We start from the raw sequence: 1,165 nt of genomic DNA, 5'->3' as shown, positions 1-1,165 counted from the left end.
CTGGGCTGCGGTCGCCGTGGCCACGCTGGTCGCTGGCCTGGTGCTGGGCGGCAGCGTGCGTTCGGCGCAGCAAACGTCCGCTGCCGCGCAGCGCGAACTGGACCTGGCCCGCACCGGTCTGCAGGCGCTGGCGCAGGGCGAACTGGAGCGCGTGGACGCGACCGCCGGCGGCAGCGAGATCGGCCAGGCCCTGCTCGCCGCGCAGCGGCCGCTGCGGCAGTTGCAGGCCGACGTCGCGCACATGACCCGCGCGCACGCCGCCGGCGACTGCGACGTGATGCTGGATGCCGCGCAGTCCAGCGGCGCCTATCGGGCCGTGGCCGGCGACATCAACCAACTGGTCGGCGCTCATATCGGCGTCTGCAAGCAGGCGATCGATTGCGTGGGCGAGTTCGGCCGCGGCAACTTCGCCGCGCCGCTGGCCGCGTTCCCGGACAAGAAGGCCTACATCAACGACACCATCGAGCAGGTGCGGCGCAACATGCTCGGCCTGATCGCCGAAATGCGCCGCGTCGCCGAGGAGCACGAGGCCGGCGAGATCGACGCCAGCATCGACAGCGCGCACTTCCAGGGCGACTTCCGCAGCATGGCCGACGGCATCAACCGCATGGTCGGCAGCCACATCGCGGTCAAGAAGCAGGCGATGGGCGTGGTCGCCGAGTTCGGCCGCGGCAATTTCGACGCGCCGATGCCGCAGTTGCCGGGCAAGAAGGCCTTCATCAACGAGATCATCGAACAGACCCGCGGCAATCTGCGCAGTGTCGGCGACGTGATCAAGGTGATGGGCGCGATGGCCGAGGGCGACCTCAGCCGCCAGGTGCAGGGTCACTACGAAGGCGCCTTCGCCGACATGCAGCGCTACGTCAACGCCACCATCGACAAGCTCACCAGCATCGTCAACGAGGTCAACGGCAACGCCGTCACCCTGGCCAGCGCCGCCGAGGAACTGTCCTCCACCGCGCAGTCGCTGAGCCAGGCGGCCAGCGAACAGGCCGCCGGCGTGGAGGAGACCAGCGCCTCGCTGGAGCAGATGACCGGCTCCATCGCGCAGAACGCGGAGAACGCCAAGATCACCGACGGCATGGCCGCCAAGGCCTCGCGCGAGGCCGCCGAAAGCGGCGAGGCGGTCCGCGCCACCGTCTCGGCGATGAAGGAGATCGCACGC

1 pseudogene is annotated in these 1,165 nt (G+C 69.9%); it reads left to right on the top strand.

The annotated features are described in order from the left end of the window. Positions 1 to 1,165, top strand: a pseudogene (locus tag D180_RS13890) (hypothetical protein); the annotation flags it as partial.

This window comes from Xanthomonas sp. SHU 166, from assembly GCF_000364685.1.
Taxonomy (GTDB): domain Bacteria; phylum Pseudomonadota; class Gammaproteobacteria; order Xanthomonadales; family Xanthomonadaceae; genus Xanthomonas_A; species Xanthomonas_A sontii.
Note: the sequence above shows the minus strand (reverse complement) of the source record. Positions and strands in the feature narration are given on the sequence as shown.